At 52.6% G+C, this 2630-nt stretch carries 3 protein-coding genes; 1 reads left to right on the forward strand and 2 read right to left on the reverse strand.

From position 1 onward, the window contains the following. Positions 1-524: hypothetical protein (locus tag AC2FJ6_RS20745; RefSeq protein ID WP_496669850.1), on the forward strand; the 524-nt coding region annotated here is incomplete at its 5' end. Here AC2FJ6_RS20745 and AC2FJ6_RS20750 read toward each other — a convergent pair. Continuing rightward, positions 485-1591 carry an alkene reductase gene (locus AC2FJ6_RS20750; protein WP_170408620.1) on the reverse strand — a complete coding sequence of 369 codons (1107 nt, stop codon included), beginning with the start codon at positions 1589-1591 and terminating at the stop codon, positions 485-487. The two genes, AC2FJ6_RS20745 and AC2FJ6_RS20750, sit on opposite strands and share 40 nt — an antisense overlap. A gap of 122 nt (positions 1592-1713) precedes the next feature. Further along, on the reverse strand, positions 1714-2448 hold the full coding sequence (locus AC2FJ6_RS20755; RefSeq protein ID WP_480902636.1) for a TetR/AcrR family transcriptional regulator: 735 nt from the start codon (positions 2446-2448) through the stop codon (positions 1714-1716). Positions 2449-2630 lie beyond the last annotated feature (182 nt).

A 2630-nucleotide genomic window follows, 5' to 3' on the forward strand; every position in this document is an offset into this window, starting at 1 on the left:
TTAGCGGTTACGATGAGCCAGAAACCCTCTCTTATCAAATCAACCTAAACTGTCCCATTGGCGCTGACGTCAGACAGGGCGAAGTGTTATGCGCAAACCTACAAATCTGTAGGGGCGCTCATAACGCTGCATCCCCGCCATTGATTTTACTCACAAAAATTGAAGACATTCGCCCAAAATATTGCGCGCCATTTGCGCATAAGTTTGCACGATTTGCCCATAACAATGCGCTGTTCGAGAAACGCGTTCAATTGATGGTAGTCACCGCACATCTTCTTCAACTAAAACCGGGCGCCTCTCAATCAAAAGTGCATTCTGATTGGAAATATTCAACCCTGATCATAGGGAAGCAGTTCATTCGTAGGCTTGTGTTAGATCCCGGCTTCAAAAAAGGATATTGCCGTAACCGCGAGGTGAGCGCGTCCAAATCGGCGCGCTCACTCTATTTTGTATTGCCTGTCACTACGGAGGCTAGAGCGATGTATTACTCTGCGGCAACCGCTTCCTCTGCTAGTGCCGGGTAATCGGTGTACCCTTTTTCATTGCCGCCGTAGAGGGTAGTTGGATCGAGCTCATTCAGAGCGGCGCCTTTCTCCAACCGGTTGACAAGATCAGGGTTGGAAATAAACGGCCGGCCAAAGGCCACCAGATCGACGGCTCCGGTTTCAACCGCTTCAACCGCCATTTCCAGGTCATAAGCGTTGTTGCCCATTTTCGCACCGTCAAACAATTCATAGAGCGCCTTCAGATCGCCACCTTCCGGAATATCGCGCGGGCCGCCAGTCTGTCCCTCCACGAGATGGAGATAGGCCAGCCCATAGCCATTCAACAATTTGACCGCATGGGTGAATGTCGCCTGCGGGTCACTGTCGGAGATGTTGTTGGCGTCCGAGAATGGGCTGAGGCGCACACCAACGCGGTCGGCGCCCCAGACATCGACAACCACGTCCATAACCTCTTTCAGGAACCGTGCTCTATTCTCGACAGGACCGCCGTATTCGTCTTCACGCCTGTTGGATTCGTCCCGCAGGAATTGATCGATAAGGTATCCGTTGGCTGCGTGGACCTCGACACCGTCGAAACCGGCCTCTTTGGCGTTTTCCGCGGCCCTCCGGTAGTCCGCAACGATGCCAGCAATTTCTTCGATGGCCAGAGCCCGCGGTTCAGATGTTTCAACAAACTGCTCACCATCAAACGTCTTGGCCTTAGCTCCAATTGCGGATGGTGCAACAGGGGCGCCACCATCCTGCTGCAAGCTGTAATGCGAAATCCGGCCCACATGCCAAAGCTGGATTACAATCTTCCCGTCCTTGGCATGGACGGCCTCAGTCACTTTTTTCCAGCCGTCGATCTGCGCTTCGGAATAAATGCCGGGCGTCCAGGCATAGCCCTTGCCTTGGGGCGAGATTTGCGAAGCCTCCGTGATGATCAGACCTGCACCCGCCCGCTGGGCGTAGTACTTGGCCTGCAATTCATGGACACTGTCATCCTCGGCTCTTGCCCGGTTGCGGGTCAATGGCGCCATGACAACGCGGTTTTTCAGCTCGATTGCACCAGCTTTGATGCCGGAGAACAGTTTTTCATCAGCCATTGCTGCTTCCTTCTTTGGTAAACTTCGTTCAGATATTATTGGACCAATCAGTCCAATAATAGGGTCACTGTCTCATGATTGAGTTTGTTTTAGGTTTCATTTCCTTATGGTGGCGGGAGGCCTTATGGCGAAATCACCAACCGGGCTTGTTTCAGGGTTTGCGATATCTGCTCAGCGGGAACGCCCGCCTTGCGCAAGGCTAGTGTTCCGATTGCAAGGGACGCAAAGGCGCGTGCCTTGTTGAGGGCCTGTCCCGGATCCGAAGGCTCAAGCGCTCTCGCAATAATCTCGTCAATTTTCTCCAAATGCTGCCGCCCGAGAGCCGCCACTTCATCATCATGAGGAGCAAGTTCCGTCAGGCAGTTGATAAGCATGCAGCCATCACGGCCGCCTTGCGGGTTCGCCAAAGCTTCCATTATCGCACCAACAGGGTCATCTCCGCCTGCATCAGCAACGTCACGCAGCTCTTTCAAACCACGCCTTGAATAGTGGCTGAGGGCTTTGTGAAACAAAGCCTGCTTGTTGCCGAACGCACCATAGAAGCTAGACCGACTCAAACCCATGGCCTTGGTCAGATCGTCCAGGGACGCGGTCTCGTAGCCCTTGTGCCAAAATACGCACAAGGCTTTTTCCAATGCCTCAGCTTCGTCAAAGGCACGAGGTCTACCTGGACCTGCGGATGGCTTGATGTCGCCATTTGGGAGAGTTTCTTTGCTCATGCGGATGATTTGGAATGATTGGTCCAGAAATTCAAGGTGGCGGTAGGAAATTTTTGGAATGGTCAGTCCGTATTGTGACCAGAGAAAGGAATTTAGGTCGGTAGAAATACAAAATCTCCCCATCCCGCTTGGTGTCACGCTAATCTTAGGATCAGGACTGTTTGTCTTTTTGCGAGAGTGTCAAACGAGGAGGATCGTGATCGTAAAAAAGAGAGCCCGCGCTTGGTACTAGTTTCCAACACTGTGAGCAGCCTCATCTGACTGGTCCAAATTGATTGTTAGTGCATCATCGGCGTGTGATCCATCGGGACGATGGTTTC

This window comes from Ruegeria sp. CDSA089 (assembly GCF_059612205.1).

Coding starts and splice junctions, on each gene's coding strand:
- AC2FJ6_RS20750 (WP_170408620.1), bottom strand. CDS start 1,591: ATGGCTGATGAAAAACTGTTCTCCGGCATCAAAGCTGGTGCAATCGAG.